A 21,489-nucleotide genomic window follows, 5' to 3' on the forward strand; every position below is an offset into this window, starting at 1 on the left:
CGTCAGAAAGTCGATTGTCAGCAAGTTGGAGCAGGCGGGTCATTTGTTAGGTTCGGTGCCGTCAGTTTACCAAGCGTGTACAAATTCTTTTGGCCGGGACACCGGTCACTGAACAATTCGACGCAAATGTGAAGCCGGGGCTAAACCCTGCCTGGCAAAACCCCCTGCCGCTCCCCCTCGGAGGACGCCCGGGGCGGCTACGATTCTGGCTATGAACACTGCCGCCGCCCCAGAGGCCATGCGCCCCTCGGAACTGGAATCGGGAAGTCCCGTCCCGCACCGTGGCCGGATCCTCGCGTGGGCCTCGTGGGACTGGGGTTCGTCAGCCTTCAATGCCGTCATGACAACGTTCGTTTTCACCGTCTACCTGACCTCCAAGGCATTCGGCGGGGAGGACCAGGCCTCGGCAGTCCTGGGCGCCGCGCTGGCCGTCGCCGGCGTGGCCGTTGCCCTCCTGGCCCCGGTCACCGGGCAGCGCTCGGACACGGGCGGCCGGCGGAAGCTGTGGCTAGGGGTCAACACGGCCGCCGTCGTCGTCCTGACCGGGTTGTGCTTCTTTGTCTTCCCGCGGCCGGACTTCCTGATCCTGGGCGTCACGCTCATAGCGCTGGGCAACGTCTTCTTCGAGTTTGCCGGGGTCAACTACAACGCCATGCTCACCCAGATCTCCACCCCGCGGAACATCGGCAAAGTGAGCGGCTTCGGCTGGGGAATGGGGTATCTCGGCGGCATCGTCGCGCTGCTGGTTGTGCTCCAGCTTTTCGTCCAGCCCAGCGTGAACTGGTTTGGCGCCTCCACCGCGGACAGCCTGAACATCCGGCTGGTGGCGGTGTTTTCGGCCCTGTGGTTCCTCGTCTTTGCACTGCCCGTGCTGTTCGCGGTCCCGGAGCTGCCGCGCTCGGACCGGGGCGCCGGGCTGGGGTTCCTCGCCTCCTACGGCCTGCTCGTACGGCGCATCAAGGCGATCTACCGGACCAGCCCGCACACTATCTACTTCCTCCTCGCGAGCGCCATCTTCCGGGACGGGCTGGCAGCTGTCTTCACCTTCGGCGGGGTGATCGCGGCCGGCACCTTTGGCTTCGAGCTCAAGGACGTCATCTTCTTCGCGATCTTCGGAAATGTCGTGGCGGCCGCCGGCGCCATCCTCGGCGGCTTCCTGGATGACAGGATCGGGCCGAAGACCGTGATTATCGCGTCTCTGGCCGGCCTGCTGGTCGCGGGTACCGCGATCCTGGTCCTCGGCAACGGCAGTTACATGTTCTTTGGCATGGCCTGGGCCGGGACCACCACGTTCTGGGTCTTCGGCCTGCTGCTGTGCCTCTTCGTGGGGCCGGCCCAGTCGTCCTCCCGCGCCTACCTCGCCAGGCTCGCCCCGCACGGCGAATCCGGCGAGCTCTTCGGCCTCTACGCCACCACGGGCCGGGCCGTAAGCTTCCTAGCCCCCGCGCTCTTCACGCTGTGCATCGCCGTCGCCGCACCCTTCGTAGCGGAGGGCGAGGCCCAGCGCTGGGGCATCCTCGGCATCATGGTGGTGCTGCTCGTGGGCCTGCTCGTGCTCCTGCCGGTCAAGGCCCCCGATCAGACCGAAATCGCGGTGGTCCCCGAGTCCTGAGGCGGCCGAATCAACGGTTCGCGCACTAGGCTGAGGGTATGAACGTGGATGAGACGGACCTCCCCGGCCTCGGCCGGCGCAAGGACTTCATGACTGCCTCCGGACGCCGGATCGGCGTTGTCGAATACCGCGAGGGCCAGACGGAACTCATCGTCTCGACCTGGGACGATCCTGACACCTGCCAGGCCTCTGTCCCGCTGACTGCGGATGAGGCCGCCGCCCTGGGCAACCTCCTGGGCGGCCAGCGCATCGCCATGCAGCTCTCGGAAGCCCACCGGGAAATCCCGGGTATTGTCACGCGCCAGTTTTCGATCAGCGCTGAGTCACCCTTCCAGAACCAGCCGATGGGGAAGGCGTGCATCCGGACCCGGAGCGGGGTCTCGATCGTGGCTATCATGCGCGAAGGCGAGGTCGTGCCCTCCCCGGGACCCGACGTCGTCCTCCACCCCGGTGACCTCCTCGTTGCGGTGGGTACGCAAGAAGGCCTGGACACGGCGGCCGGCATCCTGCGCAACGGATAAGCCGGATGGATCCGCTCGCGCTGACCCTGATCGAGCTGGGGGCCGTCGTCTTCTGCCTCGGCCTGCTGGCCAGGTTGGCCGGGCGGATCGGCATGTCCCCCATCCCGCTCTATCTGGTGGGCGGGCTGTTCTTCGGGGCCGGGGGCCTGGTCAAGCTCGAAGGCATGCACGAGTTCGCGCACCTTTCCGGCGAGATCGGCGTAATTCTCCTGCTGCTTATGCTTGGGCTGGAATATACGGCGTCCGAGCTCGTCACCGGCCTGCGGCGGTCCTGGCAGGCCGGCGTCCTGGACCTGCTGCTCAATTTCCTGCCCGGTGCCGGGCTCGCGGTGATGCTGGGATGGGGCGTCGTGGGGGCCATGGTGATGGGCGGCGTCACCTACATTTCATCCTCCGGGATCGCCGCCAAGGTCATCACGGATCTTGGCCGGATCGGCAACCGGGAAACCCCGGTGGTCCTGTCCATCCTGGTGTTCGAGGACCTCGCCATGGCCGTGTACCTGCCGGTCCTGACCGCGACGCTGGCCGGCGTCAGCATCCTGCTGGGGCTGCAGACGGTGGGGATCTCCCTGGCCGTCGTCAGCCTGGTCCTGGTGGTGGCCCTGCGGCACGGACACCACGTGTCCAAGGCCGTGCACAGCGAAAACTCCGAGGTTTTCCTGCTCAACCTGCTGGGCGCGGCACTTCTGGTCGCGGGGCTCGCGGCCGCGATGCAGGTTTCCGCGGCAGTGGGCGCCTTCATGCTCGGCATCGCGATTTCCGGCGCCACGGCCCACAGCGCCACCCGCGTCCTGGAACCGCTCCGTGACCTCTTCGCAGCCATCTTCTTTGTGGTTTTTGGCCTCAACACCGACCCCCGGTCCATCCCCCCGGTCCTGGGCTGGGCCCTGCTGCTGGCCCTGGTGACGGCAGCCACCAAGGTGGTCACCGGGTACTGGGCGGCCAAGCGGGCCGGGATTGGCATTCCCGGCCGCTACCGCGCGGGCGCGGCCCTGATCGCACGCGGCGAGTTCTCGATTGTCATCGCCGGCCTGGCCGTTGCCTCCGGCGTGGTGCCCGCCGATCTGGCAGCCCTCGCCACCGCCTACGTTCTGATCATGGCGATCGTGGGGCCGCTGGCCGCCCGCTTTGTGGAGCCGCTGGTCCGGCTCCTGCGCCGTCCGGCACGGCGGCCCGCGTTCCGGACCTCGGGCCCGGCGTAACGCTGCCGCCCTGCGACTCAGCGCACTGGGTGCCTGGCCAGGAGGCTGGCTTGGCCGGCGCGGCCGTCCGGCCTGGCAGCCGTCCCGCCTAGATGTTGGTGAGGTGGAAATTCAGGTGGCTGCGGCTGGCCGTGGGCCCGCGCTGGCCCTGGTAGCGGTTGCCGTATTCCCCCGAACCGTACGGGTGCTCCGCGGCCGAGGACAGCCGGAAGAAGCACAGCTGGCCGATCTTCATACCGGGCCAGAGCTTGATGGGCAGCGTGGCCATGTTGGACAGTTCCAGCGTGACGTGGCCGGAGAATCCGGGATCGATGAAACCCGCCGTCGAGTGCGTCAGCAGGCCGAGCCGGCCGAGCGAGGACTTGCCCTCGAGGCGGGCCGCGATGTCATCCGGCAGCGTCACGGTCTCGTACGTGGAGCCAAGGACGAACTCCCCCGGGTGCAGGATGAACGGCTCGCCGGACTCAACTTCCACCAGGCGGGTCAGCTCGGGCTGTTCCTCGGCCGGGTCAATGTGGGCGTATTTGTGGTTGTCGAACAGCCGGAAGAACTTGTCGATCCTGACGTCCACCGAGGACGGCTGGACCATGTCGGGGTCGAAGGGTTCGAGGACAATCCGCTGGGAGTCAATTTCGGTTCGAATGTCGCGGTCAGAGATCAGCACAGGTTCAAAAATACCGCACGGGGCCCTGCCCGGCTTCATGAACGGGTGCAGCCGCCAAGTGTTACTCCAACGGGGCGTCTATTCCGTACCGGGCATATCTTCGAGGAGGGACTTGAGCCGCTCGAGTTGGCCGACCTCGGCCTTCATCCGCCGGCGGAAGGGTTTAGTCAGGCGGACAATGAACCCCCTGGGCTCGTAGTTCAGGGCGAATCGGACGCGGGTGCTGGGACCCTCGGTGCTCAGGTAGTAGCCGCCGTGCGGCCGGGCCGGCCCGACGATGACCTGGTACTGGATCTCAGCCCCCGTCCGGGCTTCGACGATTTCGAAGTCTGCGGCCACGGGTCGTCCGCCCGGTCCGGCGACCGTCTGCCGGTACACGGCACCTTTGGCGCCGGCGGCACCGGAGTGTAGTTCCACGCTCCGGACCCCCTCCCGCCAGAGTGGCAGGTGGCCCGGGTCCAGGAGGAAGTTGTACACGCTCATGGCGTCACGGTGGATGACGACGTCGTACTCTGCGAATGCCACGAAAATCCTTGCTTGGCGGACGGCAATGGACGTAGCCCGCTTCCCCCACACTGCAGCTAACCAATTCAGGATATTCGCCAGAGCCGCCAGTACCGCGGCGGCTCCAGGTCCTTTACCGAAGAGTTACGGGGCCACCCCAGGGCGGTCGTCGCTCATCGCCCTGCGGGGCCCGCCAAAGAAGACCCGCCAAAGGGCCCCGCCAAAGGCAGGGCCCGGACAACCCGGCAGTCATCATCAGGTTTCCACACTCGCGAACTTGCCACGGCGAACGTGGGCGGGCCGAAAGGAACCGTCGTCGCGGTTCTCGACGGGAGGGATGCGATCGGGATGTTCGGCGCCGTATCCGGCAACGTACGCCGTGTTGGCGTCGGGGCCCCGACGGGGGATCCTGTTTTGGACGACGCCGAGAATGTTGGCGTCGACGAAATTGAGCTGGTCGATTGCCTTGGCCAGGCTGTGTTGGCTCACCCTCTTCGTTCCGACCACCAGCAACACGCTGTCGGTGCTCTTGGTCAGCACACTGGCGTCGGTGACGGGGAGGATGGGCGGGGAATCGACGATGATCACGTCGAACTTTTTCTGCAACTCCTCCAGAAGGCGGCTCATGGCTGCTGAACCGAGCAGTTCACTGGGATTGGGCGGCAGAGGACCCGAGGCGAGCAGCGCCAAACCGTCGTCGGACCAGTACTGGATGCTGTCGTCGAGGCTGGACGTTCCGACAAGGACAGTGGTGAGTCCGATGCCCCCCTCGATTCCAGTCGCTGAAGCAACTGAGGGAAGACGAAGATCAGCATCCACGAGGATGACCTTCTGGCCGCCCTTGGCGATAGTGACGGCAAGGTTCAGCGCGACCGTGCTCTTCCCCTCCCCCGCTGACGCGGAAGTAACAACGATCGAGCGCATCGGCCGGTTCACACCTGCGAACTGGAGGTTCGTTCGAAGCTTGCGGAACGCCTCCGCGCCCGAACCGCCCAGGACCGAGGGAGGGGCCCCGGGCAGACGGCCGGCAGTCTGTTCAGTGATTCCTGCCAAGAGCGGCAGATCAGTCATCTTGCGCAAATCCGATTCCGTCCGGATGTTGCGGTCCAGGACATGGCGCAATACGGCCGCCGCGATTCCGGCTGCGAGCCCGTACAAAAGGCCCAGGCCGAGGTCCAGCTTCGCGTTGGGGCTCGACGGCTCGGTCGGCGTGGTGGCGTGGTCCACCGGGCTGAGCCGGACCGGGGTCGGCGTTCCGTTCGTGGGCCGCTCCAGGTCAGCGACAGCCGTGATGAGGCTGGCAGCGACGGCGTTGGCGATGTCGGCGCTCCGCTGGGCGGAGCCGTCCCTGGCTTCGATTTCGATGATCACCGTATTGCGCGCGGTGGATGTCTTGATCTTGGCGGCCAAGGCTTCCGGGGTCATGCCGAGGTTGAGCTTGTCGATGACGGGTTGGAGCACGGTCGGTTTTGAGGTGACGTCCACATACGATTGGACGCGCGCCAATGCGAAGACACTGCCCTGTTGCAGTTCCGCGGACGTTTCCGAGTTCTGCGTCGAAACGAAAAGGCTCGTCGATGCCGTGTAGGACGTGGGAGTCAGCAAGGATGCCACGCCCGCGAGTATCGTTCCCAGCAACGCCAGGACAGTGATCAGGCGCCAGCTTCGGCGCAATATAAGCAATTGTTCACGGACGTCCATTGCGGGTCCTTTCACAGGCGGTGGTTGCTGCATTCCAGGCGAAGCGGCGCGGTTTCATGCGGCCAGCCAGGTGTAGCATCCATCCGACACGACACGGGCGGTGCCGGCCGGGATGGCGAAGGCCGACGTACCGTTCGATTGCGCAATCGACCCGCCTGCTGCGTCGTAGGCCACCAGTGTGCAGTTCGGGGAGGGATTCCATGCCTCGTACTTACCCACGGAGATTGAACCACCGCCTTCCTTGGGCGCTGCCGCACCGATGGTGAAGTCGCCGTCGGTGAAGCCGCGGCGCGCGGCATCGAGCTCGGGCTGGAGCCCGGGACAGAGATCATTAATGGCAGCGACCACCTCCGCGTCCACCTTCTCGATCAAGTGGGACACCACGGCCTTCTGGTCCGTGGCTTTCACATTTTCCAGTTGGGCGCAGCTTTCCTGTCCGACTTGAAGGACAGCGTTCGGGTCGGTGCCCTGGGGGACCCGTGAAGCGAGATACCGCTGCTCGGGAGGCGCAAAGGTGGGCTTGGGTGCAGCCTGCGGGGCTTGCGCCTCGCCGGAGGCGGCGGGGGTGTTAGCAGGTGCCGCTGTCTTGGCTCCCGTGGCGGGAGCCGAGGGGGAAGCCGCCGGAGGAGCGGCCGGAGCCTCTGAAGCTGAGGCGGACGGGGAGGTTGAGTTGGCGGACGCGGACGTGGCGTTGGGATTTCCGGGGGAGGTGCAACCGGCGGCTGCGAAGACCGCAGCCGCCAGAAGCACCATTCCCAGGGATTTCGAGAGACCGTTATACATGGGATGTTTTCTTTCGAGAGCTATTTTTACTTAGGGATTCGGCTCGAAGTTCAGTACCAGGGCCGGACGTTTGGCAGCAGAGGCTTCCCGCGAGAAGAACCACATGTTGTCGGTTCCAGCGCTCTGCATCGAGAAGTTGATGTCACCTGCGAGCGCTGCCGAGATTGCGGCCGCATCGAGCGAAATTGAGTACGACGCGTTCGGTGCCGTCGGACCGGTCAGCGTTCCCAGCAAGGTGCTGCTGGTTTGCGGGCGGTTGTTGTAGGTCGTCGTCGCCTCGGACCAGTCACCGGCCATCGCCACCGTCTGCTGCGGATCGGCGGACCCGGCAAAGGAATCCGCGGTAGTTGAGAACTTCAAGGTCGCCGACACGAGGTGCTGGCCCGCAGGAACCTGCGAGGACGCATTGAACCTCATGTAGGTGATGTAAGCCGACGTACCCCTGGTGGCCAGGGTCGTGAAGGACCCTGTTGCGGTATTCGGCGCTCCCGCATTCACGTAGGTGTCGGCGGTCGGTGTCAGCGTGAGCGTGACCGGCTGCGGGAGCGGGACCACCGTTGCGGATGCTTCGTTGGACGGGCCGCTGATGTTGCCGGCCTCGTCGGCGGCGAGAACCTGATAGTAGGACGTTCCGGCCGGACGGCCCGCGTCAGTCCAGCTGAGCGTGCTCCCGTTCACCGTGGCGACGAGGCTGGCTGCTGACGGGGTGAACCCGCTGGTATCGGAACGGTGGACCTGGTATTCCGTAACCCCGACGTTGTCGGTGGTTGCGTTCCAGGAAACGGCCACATCACTGGCAGTTACCGCGGCCGCAACTCCTGTCACGGCCGCGGGAGCTTGTGTGTCGGGGACCGGCTGTCCGATTCCCTTGCCGATGTTGAAGTGATCGGTGACCTGAGCCGCCGAAAGCACCGTCGGGTACACGGCGAACTCGTCGATGGAGCCGGCGAAGTAGTTGCTCGAGGGCCGCAACGGCCAGCTGTTCAGCTGGTCTCCGCCAATCTTCCACGAACCCCAGTAGCCCTGCGCTGCAGTCTGGTTCGGCAGCGCGCCGATCTGGGTTCCATCCACGTAAAGCCGCATGCCGTCGCTGCCCTGCGTCGCCACGGCGTGGTGCCAGGCGTTGTCGTTGTAGGGCAGAACCGAGCTAACCGTCCTTGTGCCGTTGACGTAGACACCGTAGATCAGCGTGCCCGCGTTCGTCATGTAGAGGTTCCGGTCGTAACTGCTGCTGAGTCCGGGATTGGTACCGTGCCGGTTGGGCTGGCCACTGCCGAAGCCGAAGATCTTCCCGCCCCGGGTCGTGTTCGTCTTGAACCACACCTCCGCGCTGTAGACGGTGGGCGCATTGCCCCGATTCTGGCCGTAGGCGAATGCGCTCGTGCCGTTGAACGTCGTCGAGCGGCTGGTGTCATTGGCAATGGCTCCGGTGTCGCCGGCAAATGCCGGTCCGCCATAGCTCAGTTCCAGGTTGTTGCCCGCAGAGCTGTCGGCGCCGACCGTCGGACCGTTGCCGTCAAGCCGCCAGTACGTACTGGCACCTGCCCCAAGGACAGCGGCCGGGTAGGCTGCGGTGGTCCTCGCTGTTGTGACGGCCACCGAGGCTGAGAGCGGACCGGTGTTGGTGCCGTCAGTCGCCCGGACGCGGTAGCTGTACTGCGTTCCGGGTACGGCTGTCTTGTCCGTGAAGGACACCTGGCCTGTCGACCACCACAGCGAGCTGGCATTAACAGTTCCCAGCGGGGTCGAAGAGCCGTTCCGGTAGACGGTGTAGCTCAGCTGCGAGTCGTCGTTGTCGAGGCTGGCCCGCCACCGGATCTGGTTTTCGCCGGCCTTGAGGCTTTCCGCGCTGACGTTGCTGGGCGAGGAAGGTGCCACAGTTCCCGGGCCGGGGCCGAATCTGGTCAGGCCCTGCTGGGCGGTGCCGTTGGTGGTGGTGAATTCGCCGGCGACCCAGAGCATGTCGCCCGAACCCCGATTCGTGTGGACGATGGCCCTGGGGCCAATGCCTTCACCAATCCCGTCGTTGGTATCAGGGCTCCACCCCAATTGGGGTGCCGGGGCGTTGACGCTCTGTGCCGTCAGGTGCTGCCGGACGCCGTCTGCCATTTCATTCATGGTCGAGCAGTCGTGCTCGTGGCTGGCGGCGTAGAGGACACCGCCGTAGACATCCACCGCCTGGGTGGCTCCGAGGCAGGTGTCCCTCCACACCTGGTCGTAGGTGTCAAGGCTGAATCGTGCCCGTCCGTCGAAGACGCCGCCTCCGGTGCCCTCGTTGCCGATGTAGAAGTTCTGCCCGTCGTCAACGATGGATTTTGTAAATGACGTGCGCGAGATGAACGTTGCGCCGTATGCCCTCACGTTCGCGCCGGTGTTCGTATCGACGACGGCGATCGACTGGGATGCCGCGCCGTTCACAGTTGCGAAATCGCCACCGAGGACGGCCACGTTGCGGCCGGCGGGGATGTCCAGCGCGCGGGCTGACGCGTTGACGGCCGGCGCCCATGGAAGGAGCGCGCCGTTTGAGTCCATGGCCGCGTAACGGCTGCGGGCCTCGGTCCCGACCGTTTGGAAGTCGCCACCGAAATAGACGGCGGTGTCGGTTGCGGCGATTGTCCGGACTGTGGCCGAGACGATTGCCGGCCGGAAGGTCGTGTCTACCGTGCAGCCAGGAAGCTTGACGGCAGCGATGCGGGTGGTGTTGACGCCGTTGATGGCCCCAAACAGACCGCCCACATAGAGCCGGCTGCCGTCCGGAGTTACCGCCAGGGCACGAACGGTTGTACCTGTGCCGCCCGTCACGGACAAGGCGCAGGAAGTGGGGTTGCCGGTGAACGCGTCGAAGGCCGCGAAGTTCACCGCATTTCTTGACTGGGCGCTGCCGGCGGCGGTGCCAGGAGGCCGGATCTGGGTGAACGTTCCGCCGGCGTAGACAACTCCGTTTGACTGGGCCATGGTCCAGGCAACGCCGTTTGTCTGCCAAGTCGGGAGGGCGTTGGCGGAAAACGCAACTCCCGGAGATAGAGCGAGCGCGGAGCTGCTGGTGGCAATTAACGGCGCCACCGCTAGCGCTATGCCCGCTAGAACAGCTGGGATTTTTTGACGCATGGAGTCCCCCCCGGTTACGTAATCATGAACTTCAGGGCTGAAGCTACCAAGATCAAATCAGCAAAGACCAAGGGCGGGAACGGTTACTCCTACTAGCTTTTCCACCCCTCCTACTTGTCTTACTAGTCCCGCTACCTGCTTTAGCCGCCCGCCCACGCGTTTCTCCCCAAAGTGCTTTCCGTTAGGCAATAACACCCTCAGCATGGAATTGGGGGGACCAGCCCAGCGCCTCGACGGCCGGCCGGTGCCTATGACCTATTCGGCATTCGTGAAGAATCGAGTTCGTTGTGACTGTTCGTATCGGCTATGCATCCGGTGTCTACGATCTTTTCCATGTCGGGCACCTCAACCTGCTCAAACATGCACGGTTGCACTGCGACTATCTGGTCGCGGGAGTGGCTTCCACTGAAGCGACACTGCTCGTGAAGAACAGAGAGCCTGTCGTGCCTCTTCATGAACGGCTTGAGATCGTCCGGAATATCCGGCTTGTCGACGAGGTGGTGGTCGACAACTACCCGGACAAAGTAGACGCCTGGCATGCCGTTGGCTTCCACGTAATTTTCAAAGGCGATGATTGGCGCGGAACAGAAAAGGGAAACCGCCTCGAAGCCGGCATGCTGGCGCTCGGCGTCGAGGTGGTGTATTTTCCCTACACCGTTCACACCTCCAGCACCCTGCTGCGGCGCGCCCTGAACCTGCTTGATAACGGCCTTGAAGACAACGAGTCATTGAAGGCGTGAAATGCAGGCAAATCGAAGTGCGGGGAAATCAGGAACCGGCACTGGGAATATTCCGGACAATCGCAGAGCGCTCTCCCGGCGCCAGGCCATCTTCCTTGGAGCATCGGGATTATTTCTGGCCGGATGCACGCCCGCTCGTCCGCCTGTTCAAGCTCCATCAATTCACACAGTAGCCACGCTATTCGAAAATGATCGTTTTATTGTGGCTCACCGCGGCTCAGGAGATAACTGGCCGGAACACACTATGCACGCCTATGAGCAGTCGGTAAATTCCGGTGTTCCGGCGCTCGAAGTTTCGGTGAACGCCACCAAGGACGGCGTGCTGGTGTGCCATCACGACCAAAGTGCGCTCAGGGTGACCGGGCAAAACCGCAAGGTCGCGGAACTTACCTATGCCGAGCTCAGCGGCCTCCGGGTCGATGCCCGCGCTTGGCTTGGCCCGTCGACGGCCCTTGAGCCCATTCCGAAGCTACGGGACGTCCTTGACCGGTTCGCGGCTTCGCATGTCATTTTCATCGAAGACAAACAAGGCACGAACACGAGAACGCTTCTTGACCTGATGGACAGCTACCCGAATTCCACCGAGCATTTCATCTGGAAGCAACCGGCCCCCGCCCTCCAGGTTGCGGCAGCCGCCAAGCGCGGCTACAAAACGTGGGGGTACTTCATGCCGGATGCCATTCCTCGTTTGGACGAGCTCGCCGCCGGATTCGATTATCTTGGCGTTTACCACACCGCCGATGACGCGACGGTCCGCAAGGTCGTGGCCTACGGCAAGCCCGTCATTTGCTGGGAAATCCATACGCGTTCCGCTGCCAACCGCGTGACCAGCCTGGGCGTTCAAGGCCTGATGTGCTCAAACATCCCCTATGTGACATCGGCGACCGCGGAATCTCAAGACACGTTCTCGACCGGTTCCCGGGCCGCCGGCGACCTTCCTTGGACTGTTGACCAAGGCTGGGGAGCCCAACCGGTGATCGACGCGGCATCGGCATCAGTAGTACTGGATAAAAGCGAGAACTTCAGCTATCGGCTGGGTTCAATGGGTCCTGTCACGAAAGAGATCCACAGCATTACGTTCGAAATGTGCTGGCCCCAGGAACTTCCGTCGAACCTTCAGCACGCCGGAATCGCGTTCGGGCAACAGGATGACACCCCCTACCGGGTGTTGGTGCCAAGCAGCGTCGGGGGATATCACCTGATCATTCGGCCAGCCGGAGAGCTGGTCCTGTACCGGCGCGACCCAGGCAATCCCGCCGGCACACGGCTACAGACGATCGCGACGTCACCCGTGAAGCCCGGGGAATGGATGCACTTCAAGATCGACGTTACGCCGTCTTCCATCCGGTTCTCGAGGGTAGACGGCGCCGGCTGGTCAGGAGAGACGATGGACCGGGAGTATCGCGGGGGCTACATCAGTCTCTGCAAGGATTACCCTGCCCCGGTCCCCGTGCAGTTCAGGGGTGTCACGGTCATTTAGACCGGATGCCGGTCAGGGCCGGCCACCCGCCGTGTTTCTGCCGCGCTCACCGGGCGTCAGCAGCCCGCCGGAGCTCGACTTCCGCCGGATCGGGCCGATGCAACGACGATTCTGTCCGGGAACGGGAACGGGATCTCGACACAACGGTGGCGGTCCCCCCGACGACAACCGCGGCCGCGACTGCCAGCGCAAACGCCCAGGCGGCGCCAACGGTGCCGCCCGCATACGCCAGGGCAAGGGGCAGCACAAGCGTCAGAAGGGCCAGAACTGCCCGCATGAGCGTCGACAGCCTGTTCGCCTGGACGGACCTGTAGTAGGCCAGCAAGACGGTGTAGGGAACCATCGCGACGTATTGCACCAAGTAAGGAAGTCGCAGCCCGGACGCAGCCTCCCAGGATGCGCCGAGCACGAGGGCCCCTATGGAGCCCGGCAGCAGCATGACGGCCGCGCCCCACAGCCCGGCCATGGCTGCCACGACCACAGCCGTTTCGATCAGCCGCATTCGAAAGACCGCAGTGCCCTTGGAGCGCACGAGCTCGGGAATGACAGCCATCTTGATAGCGGAAAAGGCGGTGTTGAGGGGCGAGAACAGCAATTGCGCCGCCCGCAGCGCACCCACGCCAGCAGCACCCAGAGGCAGCGCCAAGAGATACAGCACGACGAAGTTGGACGCATTGAGCGCTGAAAACTCCCCGAGATAGCGAAGCCCGGGGTTACGGTTGACGCCCAGCCAGCGCCTGCCGTCGCGCAGCGAAGGCAGCACCCGCCCCAGCAGGAGTCCCAGGACCAATGCTGCCGCTGCGCCGCCGCCCCAGCACAGAACGACGGCCCACACGGCTCCGGTGGTGGCCGCGACAGCCACCATGGACGTGATCGACAAAACGGCCCACACAGCGTCGATGAGCAGCGCCCGCCATGGACGGTGCTCGCAGATAAACAAATACCGGAGCGTGTCTTGGAGGAGCACGAAGGGCAGGCTCGCGGCGATGACAAACCAGATGAGGCGGGCCGATTGGTCAGCCACGACGGCGCCGGCCAGCAGTAACGGAACGGTGGCGGCTGCGACCAGTACGCTGGCACCCAAAACGCCTCTTCTCACCGGGGCTTTCAGGGAGCCCGCGGCGGAGTATTTGACCAGCATTGTCTCTCCGATAAGCGCACGCTGGGCGCCCAGGAACAGGAGCAACCCCGCATAGCCCAAGGAGAACTGACCGAACTGGCCGGGGGTCGCGACATTGGCCGTAATGGCTACCGCGACGAAGTTCGAGATGCTGGATACGGCCTGATCGCCGAAGGCGACATACCTGCTCAGGCGGGCCATCTAGTCCATCCTTGCCAGGGCACGGGAAAACTTCGCCACATAGGCGGCGCAGAAGACGCAATGGAAGATCGCCAATGCCGCGTAGCTGGGCAGGAATATGTTGATCCACGGCACTGTCATCAGGGCCAGGCACGTCACGCCGTAGTCGACAGGCAACGTGAGGATTGATCGCTTTATCGACGTTGAGGCATCGTGGCCGGGAGGTGACGGGCGCTGCCCCGCCTGGCGGGTCAGCTGATCGAACAGTGCGCCAGCGAAGAAGATTGTGGAGTTGGCGAAAAGGAACACGCCGCACAGCGCGGCCAGCTGCAGCGCCGGAATGGAAGTTGTGCGCAGGAGGAAGCAGAAAACGGCTCCGTGCAGGACGACGATCCGCCCGCTGTCCAGCACGTGGTCGAGCCACTCACCCAATTTTGAGCTCCGTCCCTGGAGCCTTGCCAGCTGCCCGTCTGCGGAGTCGAGGACAAACCCGGCGGCGAGCACTACTCCCACCAGGGCGGAACCTGCCCCGGTTCCTGCCCAGAGGGCCAGCCACAGCAACGCCCCGTAGGTAAGGACCGCCCCCGCGAAAGTCACCTGGTTTGGCCCGAACCGGGTGTTCCTGAGCGCGGCTGCGACCACCCGGCCGGCCGGTCGGTTGACGTACAGGCAGTACAGGGGCACCCCTTTCTTGCCCTTCTGCGCCAGGCTGAGCTCCCTGAAGGACTGGGCAAAACCGGGTCCTGCGGCATGTGGACGCTCGAGCTTGTCCGTACTCATTTCGTGTCACCTGGCTTTCGTTTGGCGCTCACGCTCAGAACAGCAATGGCCAGGGCGAGGATCAGCAGCCTCCCCATCGACTGCAGCAAAGAGCCGCGGAGCAGGATAAACATGTACCCGGAGAAGATGGCGACGCCCAGATAGCCCACCGATCCGGCGGACAAGGCACCCGCGCCGAAACCGACGTCGAGCCTTCTGCTCAGCAGTCCCAGCAGGGCGAATGTGACCGCCACCCCGAGGACCCCGAAATTGATCCAGGCCTCTGCCCACAGCGGGGACGACAGGTTGACGTTGGCACTGCTCATCCACTGGCCGACCTCAACACCGCTGTCGAGCGGTTTCGTCGGCCAGACGACTCGCGGCACCCAAAACAGCACGGCGCCAAGGAACTGGTACCCCCAGGTCAGTCCCTCATCCCGGGTGAACCCAAGGGTATTCGCGAGCATGCTGAACTGGTCATAGTCCTTGGTCGAGATCATCCGCCACACCGAGTCCGTCTGGAGCATGACGTCGGTCCCCGCTGCCCGGCGGGTGATGTCGCTTAGCGGAAAAAGGAAGATCGCCGCCACCACCCCGCCGACGATCGCCAAGTTGAAGAGGGCTTTGCGTGACCCGATGAGCGGCATGACCAGGCCGAAAAGCACGGCCAGCGTCCAGTAACGAGAGTTGGAGATCGGGTTGTTCACGACGACATTGAGCACCACCAGGCCGACTATTAATACGGAGTCAAGCAGGTTGAGGGAACTTCGGAGGACCCGGAATATGTGGATGTAGAAAATGAGCGCCACCAGGCAGGTTACGGAGCCGAAGGCGGAGATGATCGCCCGGGCGGCTTGTCCGCTGTCGGGGCTCACCTGGTCAAGGGCCTGGCTCGCCTCCTGCCGGCTGGCAAAGAACACGCTGATTCCGCCGACCTGAGCCACGTATATCAGCCCGCCCAGGATCGCGGCTGTCGCAAAGATCCTCAGGGTTTCCATGCTCCGCAGCCTGCGCACGGGCGCCGGGCCGCCCAAGTTCTTGAAGAGTCTGAGGTGATAGGCCAGGTCGAAGCTGACGCAGCCAAGAAGAGTGATGGCGGTTGCCGCGTACAAGGTCGAGTCGTCGACCTGGACGGCAAGGATGGTTGACGCGCCGGTCGACAATTGGGCCAGTGGAACCACGCCCAGGCAGACATAGACGAACATCCAGAAGACACCGGCTACCGGTCGCACCTGGTCTTTCCAGAGAATGGCACTCATGCGGAAAGCCGCATAGAGGAGCACCGAATATCGGATGAGGAAGTCAGTATCGCTGTAGGTGGCTTCCGACGTCGACCGCAGGATGAGCGGTATGGCGACGGCAAAACACAAGAAAGTCAGGATCGCCAGCGCCGCGCCGATTCCTGACTTCCTCTCGCCCGGCAGGCTGACCGGGCTCCGGAGGTCACTGCCGGCCAGCATCTATCGCCTCCGCATACAATCCCAGGAGACTTTCCGCGAGGGATTCGGCAGACCAGAGACCCAGGTGCAGCTCACGGGCCTGCGCACTCAGCCGGAGCCGCAGATCCTGGCTGGCCGCCACTGTGGCCATGGCTGCGTGGAAGGCCCCGGCCGTGGGCGCGGCGACAACCGCCGCGCCCGCTTTCTGCAAGGGCGCGGCCAGTCCACATTCCGAGGTCAGGATGATGGGCGTACCCACAGCCGCCGCCTCGATGATCACCATCGGGTAAGGCTCGTGGCGGGCGGGCAAAACGACGGCGGTCGCATGGGACAGCGCCTCCAGCACCTGGGGTTCCGTCAACTCCCCCGGAAGATCGAACCGGTCGCGGAAGCCTGAAGCCTCGATCAAACGGTGCACGCTCTCCAGTTCGCCTTGGTCAGGTCCGGCAACCACGAACCGGGCTTCCGATCCCTCCCGCAGGAGGGCAATGGCTGCCTCGACGAACACCGTGGGCTGCTTCCGCGCCGCCAGCCGCGAAACAAACAGAAAGGTGGGGGTCTGCGGGTCTTCCCACACGGTGCCGGGGTCGGCTGTAGCGTTCACCACCCTGCGCATCTTCGTCCTCGGCACGCCGAGGGACTCAAGGTTCTTTTCTTCGGCCTCCGTCAGGGTCAGCCATATTTGCGGCGTCCGCATCGCCCGACGGAAGATCAGCGCATCGAACACCCGCAACCCGCGCGAACGCGGCGCTGCCAGCATGCCGTGGGCCTGCGCGATGACGGGAATGGCAGCACCGCGGAGCACCAGGGCGCTGAAGGTCGTGATGAAGTCGCGGCAGAGGTGCAGCTGGACGACGTCGACCTGGCGGCTCCGGTCCCAAACATGCCTGACGAGGCCAACCCCAATCAGGCCCCTGAGACGCGCGCCCCGGAAAGGGCGCCGGACGCGGAAAATTCTTTCATGCGGTTCCGGGCGAGTGGCCGGCCGGCCGCCGAGCCAGCCCCCGACGAGTTCAACAGCGGCACCGCGGCGCACCAGCGCTGCAGTCTGCATGCGCGCGACCGCCCAGACGCCGCCCGCGACGGCCCCCGGGCCGGCCAGGCCGCCGATCTGCAGCACGCTCAGGGGCGGCCTCGACGATGCGCGATTTTCAGACATGCTCAGCCAGCCGGCTGCCGTTTTGCTGTAGTTCGCGGGTCTTCAGGCCGATCTGCCAGTAGTACGTGGCCAGGGCGACGGCGTAGTCCATGCCGGCCCGTCCGTCCAGGAAGCCGCCCCGGACGATGTAGCTGTAGACCCAGAAGGCAACTGGTTTGAACGGGACGACATCAAAGCGCTGGCCTTGCATGCTTTTCGACGAGCGCACCGAGCGCCGCATGGCCGGGTCGGCATGGATGTACGCCTCCCAGTCGGAGTACTTGTTGTGCCTGTCGAACCAGGTGCGGACCGGATCCAGATCGTGGTGTGCCAGCAGGCCCGCTGTGCGTCCCACCTCACCTGTCGCCTCTGGCTGGTAGTGCACTTCCAGCTCTGTCATCACCGGGAGATTCACCAAACCAGTGTCCTCATAGCGGTTGAAGCCCCGCTTCAACAGCGAACGCTTGACCACCCGGTGGCCGTGTTTGAGGACCTTGCCAGCGAAGTGATAGGAGATGGGGATGTCGAAAGCCACACGGCGTTCCAGCGGATCCGAGACGATCACGGCGATTTCCTCGATCAGTTCCCGGCTCGGAAATTCGTCGGCGTCAAGGAACAGGATCCACGGGTGGCGCGTCGGCGCATGTTCAAGCTGCCACTGCTTCTTCTGCGGATAGGCCCCGTTCCAGGTGAAGTTGATAACGGTCGCACCGCCGGCGGCGGCAAGTTCCGCGGTCCGGTCGGCGCTGTTTGAATCGACCACGATGACCTCGTCAAAGTCGCTCAGTGCCGCCAGGCACCTCTCGATGCTCGCCTCTTCATTTTTCGTCTGAATCAGGACCGAAGCTGGTATCTTCTGCATTCACTTCCCCCTCGAGAGTGGATTGCCGATAGTCTTTGCGAATGGATTTTCTGAAGAGCACAAACAGGACCAGATCATCCTTCCGGTTCCGTCACGTGAAGGAACTTGGATTTGGCCTGCTGGCCGTCGTGGCGGTCATGATTGCTGTGCTGGCATTCACCGCGCGGGGCAACGGGGCCGCTCCCTCGCCGGCTCCAGCTGCCAGCACGCCGGAATCGAGCCGTGCCGCGGTCCCAAACGTTGACATCATCGGCGACTCCTACGTTGTTGGCTCCGACCAGGGTGGCTACGGAGCAGCAAACTGGGCAAAGATCGTCGGGTCCCGCTTTTACTCGGAATCCCATCCGGTCGACATGAACGTCATCGGCCATCCCGGCGCCGGGTACATCGTCAGGGGAACCGAGAAAGTCACGTTCGCCGAAGCCGCCACCACCAGCCTGCGCTCGACGGCAGATCTGGTTCTCGTCTTTGGGAGCAGGAACGACGGTAAGCAGGACCCTGCAACGATGGCTGCGGCTGCGACGGATCTCTACACAAAGATCCACGAGCGGGCGCCCCACGCGAAGCTGATCGTCGTCGGGCCGGCCTGGGTCAACGAGCGGGTGCCGGACTTCATCACCAGTGACAGCAAGGCGATCGCCGGGGCAGCGTCTGCCGGTGGCATTCAGTTCGTCGACCCGTTGAGCGAGCGCTGGTTCTTCGGCGCCGATTCCAAGCTCATCGGCGCCGACGGCGTCCACCCGACCGACGCCGGCCATCAGTACCTCGCCGACAAGATGTACGCGTTGATTTCCAAGACCCTGGCCACCATGGCTACCCCCTAGGATGCATTGTGCCATCACAGGACATCATTTCCCCGGAACCGTTCTCTGATCACTGAGGGGCCGGGCACCCGCCCGTAGACAGCATTCGGCGGAACCTCACCACGGACCACGGTGAGCGGCTCCACGACGGCTGACTGGCCAATGTGGGCTCCGCCGAGCACCATGCAACGCGAGGTGACCCATGCACCATCGTCAATGTAAACGGGGCTGGTTATCAGGCCCATGTCGCTGCGGGCCCGGTGGCTTCCCGTGGTGATGAAGCATTCCTGTGAAACCACAGCGTTGGCGCCGATGTAGACATCGTCCTGGTTGTGGAACCAGACGCCCTCACCAATCCAGCAGCCGGCCCCGATGTGCAGCTTCCACGGAAACTTGACGCGGGTGCGGGGCCGGAATGTGACGCCCGGACCGATCTCGGCGCCGAAAGCCCGCAGCACGGCGACCCGAAGCCGTGAACTTATCTGCCAGGGGTTGCTCACGAACAATAGCTCGCAGGCCCCCCACAGATAGACAATCGCCCGTGGCCGGTCCCAGGCCTCACCGGCGCCCGGCGCCTGAGCCAGATCAATGACAGGCGTCTGCCGCCCTGGTCCGGCGTCCGGCGATGATTGTGCTGGCATCAGGACACCGCCTCGGCAGTCTGCGCGGACCCTTGTGGTGCCAGACGGCGGTCCGCAACGGCTTTGGCCAGCACTTCTTCGAATCGGGTGGCGATCGGACCAATACCAAACCGCTCGACGGAAAGCTGGCGGCTTCGCTCTCCGGCGGAGACAAGCGCCCCTGGCGACTGGACCATCCCCTGGAGCCAATCGGAGGCACCCACCACACCCTGCGCGTCCGGAGTCCCGACATACCCGCCGGCCGCCCCGATGTCCACGGCCGCTGGATTGTCCCGCGGCATGAGTCCCAGGACGGGACGGCCAGCCGCCAAGGATGAGAGCACCTTGCTGGGTATCGAAAACTTTGACGCCCCGGGCTCCAGGAGGGCCAGGAGCACGTCAGCGGAGCCGAGCATTTCAGAGAGTTCGGAAGCAGGCTGGAACGGCAGCAGGGTGATCGGCAATTCCGGCTGCCGCTCCGCGATCTGGCGCACGGCTTCAATCCCTTCCCCCTCCGAGGCGACCACGAGACGCGCCGGGATGCCCTTGCCCAGGGCGGCGCGCAGGAGATCAATCAACAGCAGCGGATTGTGCTTCCGGCCGAGCGTTCCGGCATAGAGCAGACGGATCTCCCGGCCCTGCGGGAGATGGGCGCGCGCCCACCCGTTGTCCCTTGGCCCGGGCAGGATCTCACCGAGCGGCGCCCAGTTTGGAATGACAGAAACGTGGCGCACATCGAGGCCCCAGCGCCGGTACGCCCGGCGGAATTCCTCGCCGATTGCGACGACCTGGCTGGCACTGCGGACCAGGTTCTTCTCCGTGCGCGTGACCCATCGCTGCGCTGCCGGACCGACAGCCGCAGGCAGCCGTTTCCTGATCTCTTCTCCGATGGCTCTGCTGAAGAGGTCCTGATGCCACAACACCCAGGGCTGCCCCGACTTTGCCATCGTTGAGCTGAATCTGTTCAGGACGAACAACGGAACGTTGCATGCCACGACGCAATCGGGACGGGCCTGCTCGAGGTGGCTGACCCAAGCTTGGGCAAATGACTTCTCGAACCGCATCCGTCCCAACGGCGAATACTTCTCGAAGGTCCTCACGGCGGTGATTCCGCGGAAAGTCAGCGCGTCCGGGTCACCGTCCAGGCGCTCCAGCTTTCCCTTGCCACTGGGATACTGGGTCGCGTAGGCGTGTTCGACGTCGTGTCCCCGCGCGGCGAGTTCCCGGGAGAGCTCCGCCTGGAACGGGTGCCCGGCGAAGTCGTGAATATGGATGCGCACGGGGGTTCACCCCTGCGCCTTGAGCTGGTCGAAGATCCACTCGTAGGTCTTTTCCAGTCCGGTCCGGAGCGTGATGGACGGCTCCCAGCCGTACGTGGCATGGAAGAGAGTGTTGTCGCTGTTCCGCCCGCGAACTCCCTGCGGGGCGTCGAGCTTGTAGTGCCTGGTCACCACGGTGCCGGAGATCTGCTCGAGGAGATCCACCATCTGGTTGATCGAGACCAACTCAGAGGATCCCAGGTTGACGGGCTCGGTCAAATCGCCGTGCAGGACGTCTTTAGTGCCCTGGATGCAGTCGTCAATGTACATGAAGCTGCGGGTCTGTTCGCCGTCGCCCCAGATCTCAAGATTGGTGTCGCCTGTCAGTGCCGCCCGTGCGAACTTGCGCGAGAGTGCGGCCGGCGCCTTCTCCCGCCCACCGTCCCAAGTGCCGTGCGGGCCGTAGACGTTGTGATACCGGGCGATTCTGGTCTGCAGCCCGAAGTCCTCGCGGTAATGCCGGGCCATGCGCTCGGTAAAGAGCTTCTCCCATCCGTAGCCGTCCTCCGGCTGTGCGGGGTACGCGTCTTCTTCACGCAGTGCGATGACGTTAGAGGACGTTTGATGTCCGGCAGCATAAACGCAGGCTGAGCTGCTGTAGAAGAACCGCTCAACGCCTGCTTCCTGCGCTGCCATGAGCATGTGAGTGCTGGTGAGCACAGTCAGCATGCAGGCCGCCTTGTTGTTCTCAATGAAGCCCATGCCGCCCATGTCGGCGGCGAGGTTGTAGACGTACTGCACGCCCCGGTTGACCTCGCGGGCCGTCTCCAGCAGCGAGCAGTCGCCCTGGATGTTCTCCGCCTCCGGGTGCACCTGGTACCACTCTGCAAAAGGCTTGCGGTCTACTGCCCGGACTGATTGTCCGTCTTTGAGGAGTTGGGCCACCAAATGGCCTCCGATGAATCCACCAGCCCCCGAAACAAGTGTGGTCATT

19 protein-coding genes are annotated in these 21,489 nt (G+C 64.2%); 6 read left to right on the forward strand and 13 right to left on the reverse strand.

Annotated features, from left to right (window positions below; all coding sequences use genetic code 11):
* Positions 1-211: 211 nt before the first annotated feature.
* The 3 genes from AC1DDH_RS12595 to AC1DDH_RS12605 are packed head-to-tail and all read left to right on the forward strand — an operon-like array spanning position 212 to position 3,335.
* Positions 212-1,612, forward strand: a complete 1,401-nt coding sequence (locus AC1DDH_RS12595) for an MFS transporter (protein ID WP_476857319.1) — start codon at positions 212-214, stop codon at positions 1,610-1,612.
* Between the two features lie 38 nt (positions 1,613-1,650).
* Complete coding sequence (locus AC1DDH_RS12600; RefSeq protein WP_028275382.1) at positions 1,651-2,133, forward strand: cation:proton antiporter regulatory subunit; 483 nt, start codon at positions 1,651-1,653, stop codon at positions 2,131-2,133.
* A gap of 5 nt (positions 2,134-2,138) precedes the next feature.
* Positions 2,139-3,335 carry a cation:proton antiporter gene (locus AC1DDH_RS12605; protein ID WP_028275381.1) on the forward strand — a complete coding sequence of 399 codons (1,197 nt, stop codon included), beginning with the start codon at positions 2,139-2,141 and terminating at the stop codon, positions 3,333-3,335.
* Positions 3,336-3,423: 88 nt separating this feature from the next.
* Here AC1DDH_RS12605 and dcd read toward each other — a convergent pair whose 3' ends face one another.
* The 5 genes from dcd to AC1DDH_RS12630 all read right to left on the reverse strand — a co-directional run bounded on the left by dcd (position 3,424) and on the right by AC1DDH_RS12630 (position 9,942).
* Positions 3,424-3,999: a dCTP deaminase gene (dcd, locus tag AC1DDH_RS12610; protein WP_026538211.1), complete on the reverse strand. Its 576-nt coding sequence runs from the start codon at positions 3,997-3,999 to the stop codon at positions 3,424-3,426.
* A 78-nt stretch (positions 4,000-4,077) separates the two neighbouring features.
* On the reverse strand, positions 4,078-4,524 hold the full coding sequence (locus AC1DDH_RS12615) for an SRPBCC family protein (protein ID WP_476955551.1): 447 nt from the start codon (positions 4,522-4,524) through the stop codon (positions 4,078-4,080).
* Positions 4,525-4,758: 234 nt separating this feature from the next.
* Entirely contained in the window at positions 4,759-6,204 is a 1,446-nt protein-coding gene (locus AC1DDH_RS12620) for a tyrosine-protein kinase domain-containing protein (RefSeq protein WP_476857316.1), read from the reverse strand.
* A 54-nt stretch (positions 6,205-6,258) separates the two neighbouring features.
* Positions 6,259-6,987, reverse strand: coding sequence for a hypothetical protein (locus tag AC1DDH_RS12625; protein ID WP_476857315.1), 729 nt, complete (start codon positions 6,985-6,987; stop codon positions 6,259-6,261).
* A gap of 30 nt (positions 6,988-7,017) precedes the next feature.
* Positions 7,018-9,942 (reverse strand): DNRLRE domain-containing protein, encoded by a 2,925-nt coding sequence (locus AC1DDH_RS12630; RefSeq protein WP_476955552.1) that lies wholly within the window; start codon positions 9,940-9,942, stop codon positions 7,018-7,020.
* Positions 9,943-10,382: 440 nt separating this feature from the next.
* On the opposite strand from AC1DDH_RS12630, the gene AC1DDH_RS12635 reads away from it, so the two are divergent.
* Positions 10,383-10,835 (forward strand): FAD synthase family protein, encoded by a 453-nt coding sequence (locus AC1DDH_RS12635; RefSeq protein ID WP_476857313.1) that lies wholly within the window; start codon positions 10,383-10,385, stop codon positions 10,833-10,835.
* Between the two features lies 1 nt (position 10,836).
* On the forward strand, positions 10,837-12,315 hold the full coding sequence (locus AC1DDH_RS12640; RefSeq protein WP_476955553.1) for a glycerophosphodiester phosphodiesterase: 1,479 nt from the start codon (positions 10,837-10,839) through the stop codon (positions 12,313-12,315).
* Between the two features lie 46 nt (positions 12,316-12,361).
* On the opposite strand, the gene AC1DDH_RS12645 is transcribed toward AC1DDH_RS12640, so the two are convergent.
* Genes AC1DDH_RS12645 through AC1DDH_RS12665 form a run of 5 tightly spaced genes read right to left on the reverse strand, consistent with a single transcriptional unit; the run spans position 12,362 to position 17,813 of the window.
* A complete protein-coding gene (locus tag AC1DDH_RS12645) occupies positions 12,362-13,636 on the reverse strand; it encodes an MATE family efflux transporter (RefSeq protein ID WP_476887083.1) in 1,275 nt (424 codons plus the stop codon).
* Complete coding sequence (locus AC1DDH_RS12650; protein WP_476955554.1) at positions 13,637-14,395, reverse strand: CDP-alcohol phosphatidyltransferase family protein; 759 nt, start codon at positions 14,393-14,395, stop codon at positions 13,637-13,639. It abuts the gene before it with no gap.
* Positions 14,392-15,834: a hypothetical protein gene (locus AC1DDH_RS12655; RefSeq protein WP_476955555.1), complete on the reverse strand. Its 1,443-nt coding sequence runs from the start codon at positions 15,832-15,834 to the stop codon at positions 14,392-14,394. The genes AC1DDH_RS12650 and AC1DDH_RS12655 overlap by 4 nt, the downstream gene beginning before the upstream one ends.
* Positions 15,818-16,972, reverse strand: a complete 1,155-nt coding sequence (locus tag AC1DDH_RS12660; protein ID WP_476955556.1) for a glycosyltransferase — start codon at positions 16,970-16,972, stop codon at positions 15,818-15,820. Before AC1DDH_RS12660 ends, AC1DDH_RS12655 begins: the two co-directional genes overlap by 17 nt.
* On the reverse strand, positions 16,965-17,813 hold the full coding sequence (locus AC1DDH_RS12665) for a glycosyltransferase family 2 protein (protein ID WP_476857307.1): 849 nt from the start codon (positions 17,811-17,813) through the stop codon (positions 16,965-16,967). Before AC1DDH_RS12665 ends, AC1DDH_RS12660 begins: the two co-directional genes overlap by 8 nt.
* Positions 17,814-17,854: 41 nt before the next feature.
* On the opposite strand from AC1DDH_RS12665, the gene AC1DDH_RS12670 reads away from it, so the two are divergent.
* Positions 17,855-18,637 carry an SGNH/GDSL hydrolase family protein gene (locus AC1DDH_RS12670; protein ID WP_476955557.1) on the forward strand — a complete coding sequence of 261 codons (783 nt, stop codon included), beginning with the start codon at positions 17,855-17,857 and terminating at the stop codon, positions 18,635-18,637.
* Positions 18,638-18,651: 14 nt separating this feature from the next.
* Here the strand turns inward: AC1DDH_RS12670 and AC1DDH_RS12675 are convergent, their stop codons facing one another.
* From AC1DDH_RS12675 to AC1DDH_RS12685, 3 genes are read right to left on the reverse strand one after another with little or no spacing between them, the layout of a single operon-like run.
* Positions 18,652-19,257, reverse strand: coding sequence for an LbetaH domain-containing protein (locus tag AC1DDH_RS12675; protein WP_476955558.1), 606 nt, complete (start codon positions 19,255-19,257; stop codon positions 18,652-18,654).
* The gene (locus AC1DDH_RS12680; RefSeq protein ID WP_476857304.1) at positions 19,257-20,516 is read right to left on the reverse strand and encodes a glycosyltransferase family 4 protein; all 1,260 of its coding nucleotides are present in this window, start codon (positions 20,514-20,516) and stop codon (positions 19,257-19,259) included. Before AC1DDH_RS12680 ends, AC1DDH_RS12675 begins: the two co-directional genes overlap by 1 nt.
* Positions 20,517-20,522: 6 nt before the next feature.
* Entirely contained in the window at positions 20,523-21,488 is a 966-nt protein-coding gene (locus tag AC1DDH_RS12685; protein WP_223915147.1) for an NAD-dependent epimerase/dehydratase family protein, read from the reverse strand.
* Between the last annotated feature and the right edge of the window lies 1 nt (position 21,489).

It is taken from the genome of Arthrobacter sp. 10T425 (assembly GCF_056393985.1).

Excerpts from the sequence above, each read along its gene's own strand:
- AC1DDH_RS12620 (WP_476857316.1), bottom strand. The coding sequence starts at position 6,204 with ATGGACGTCCGTGAACAATTGCTTATATTGCGCCGAAGCTGGCGCCTG.
- AC1DDH_RS12605 (WP_028275381.1), top strand. The coding sequence starts at position 2,139 with ATGGATCCGCTCGCGCTGACCCTGATCGAGCTGGGGGCCGTCGTCTTC.
- AC1DDH_RS12685 (WP_223915147.1), bottom strand. The coding sequence starts at position 21,488 with ATGACCACACTTGTTTCGGGGGCTGGTGGATTCATCGGAGGCCATTTG.
- AC1DDH_RS12665 (WP_476857307.1), bottom strand. The coding sequence starts at position 17,813 with ATGCAGAAGATACCAGCTTCGGTCCTGATTCAGACGAAAAATGAAGAG.
- AC1DDH_RS12650 (WP_476955554.1), bottom strand. The coding sequence starts at position 14,395 with ATGAGTACGGACAAGCTCGAGCGTCCACATGCCGCAGGACCCGGTTTT.
- AC1DDH_RS12660 (WP_476955556.1), bottom strand. The coding sequence starts at position 16,972 with ATGTCTGAAAATCGCGCATCGTCGAGGCCGCCCCTGAGCGTGCTGCAG.
- AC1DDH_RS12630 (WP_476955552.1), bottom strand. The coding sequence starts at position 9,942 with ATGGCCCAGTCAAACGGAGTTGTCTACGCCGGCGGAACGTTCACCCAG.
- AC1DDH_RS12655 (WP_476955555.1), bottom strand. The coding sequence starts at position 15,834 with ATGCTGGCCGGCAGTGACCTCCGGAGCCCGGTCAGCCTGCCGGGCGAG.
- AC1DDH_RS12600 (WP_028275382.1), top strand. The coding sequence starts at position 1,651 with ATGAACGTGGATGAGACGGACCTCCCCGGCCTCGGCCGGCGCAAGGAC.
- AC1DDH_RS12595 (WP_476857319.1), top strand. The coding sequence starts at position 212 with ATGAACACTGCCGCCGCCCCAGAGGCCATGCGCCCCTCGGAACTGGAA.
- AC1DDH_RS12645 (WP_476887083.1), bottom strand. The coding sequence starts at position 13,636 with ATGGCCCGCCTGAGCAGGTATGTCGCCTTCGGCGATCAGGCCGTATCC.
- AC1DDH_RS12625 (WP_476857315.1), bottom strand. The coding sequence starts at position 6,987 with ATGTATAACGGTCTCTCGAAATCCCTGGGAATGGTGCTTCTGGCGGCT.
- AC1DDH_RS12670 (WP_476955557.1), top strand. The coding sequence starts at position 17,855 with ATGGATTTTCTGAAGAGCACAAACAGGACCAGATCATCCTTCCGGTTC.
- AC1DDH_RS12640 (WP_476955553.1), top strand. The coding sequence starts at position 10,837 with ATGCAGGCAAATCGAAGTGCGGGGAAATCAGGAACCGGCACTGGGAAT.
- AC1DDH_RS12675 (WP_476955558.1), bottom strand. The coding sequence starts at position 19,257 with ATGCCAGCACAATCATCGCCGGACGCCGGACCAGGGCGGCAGACGCCT.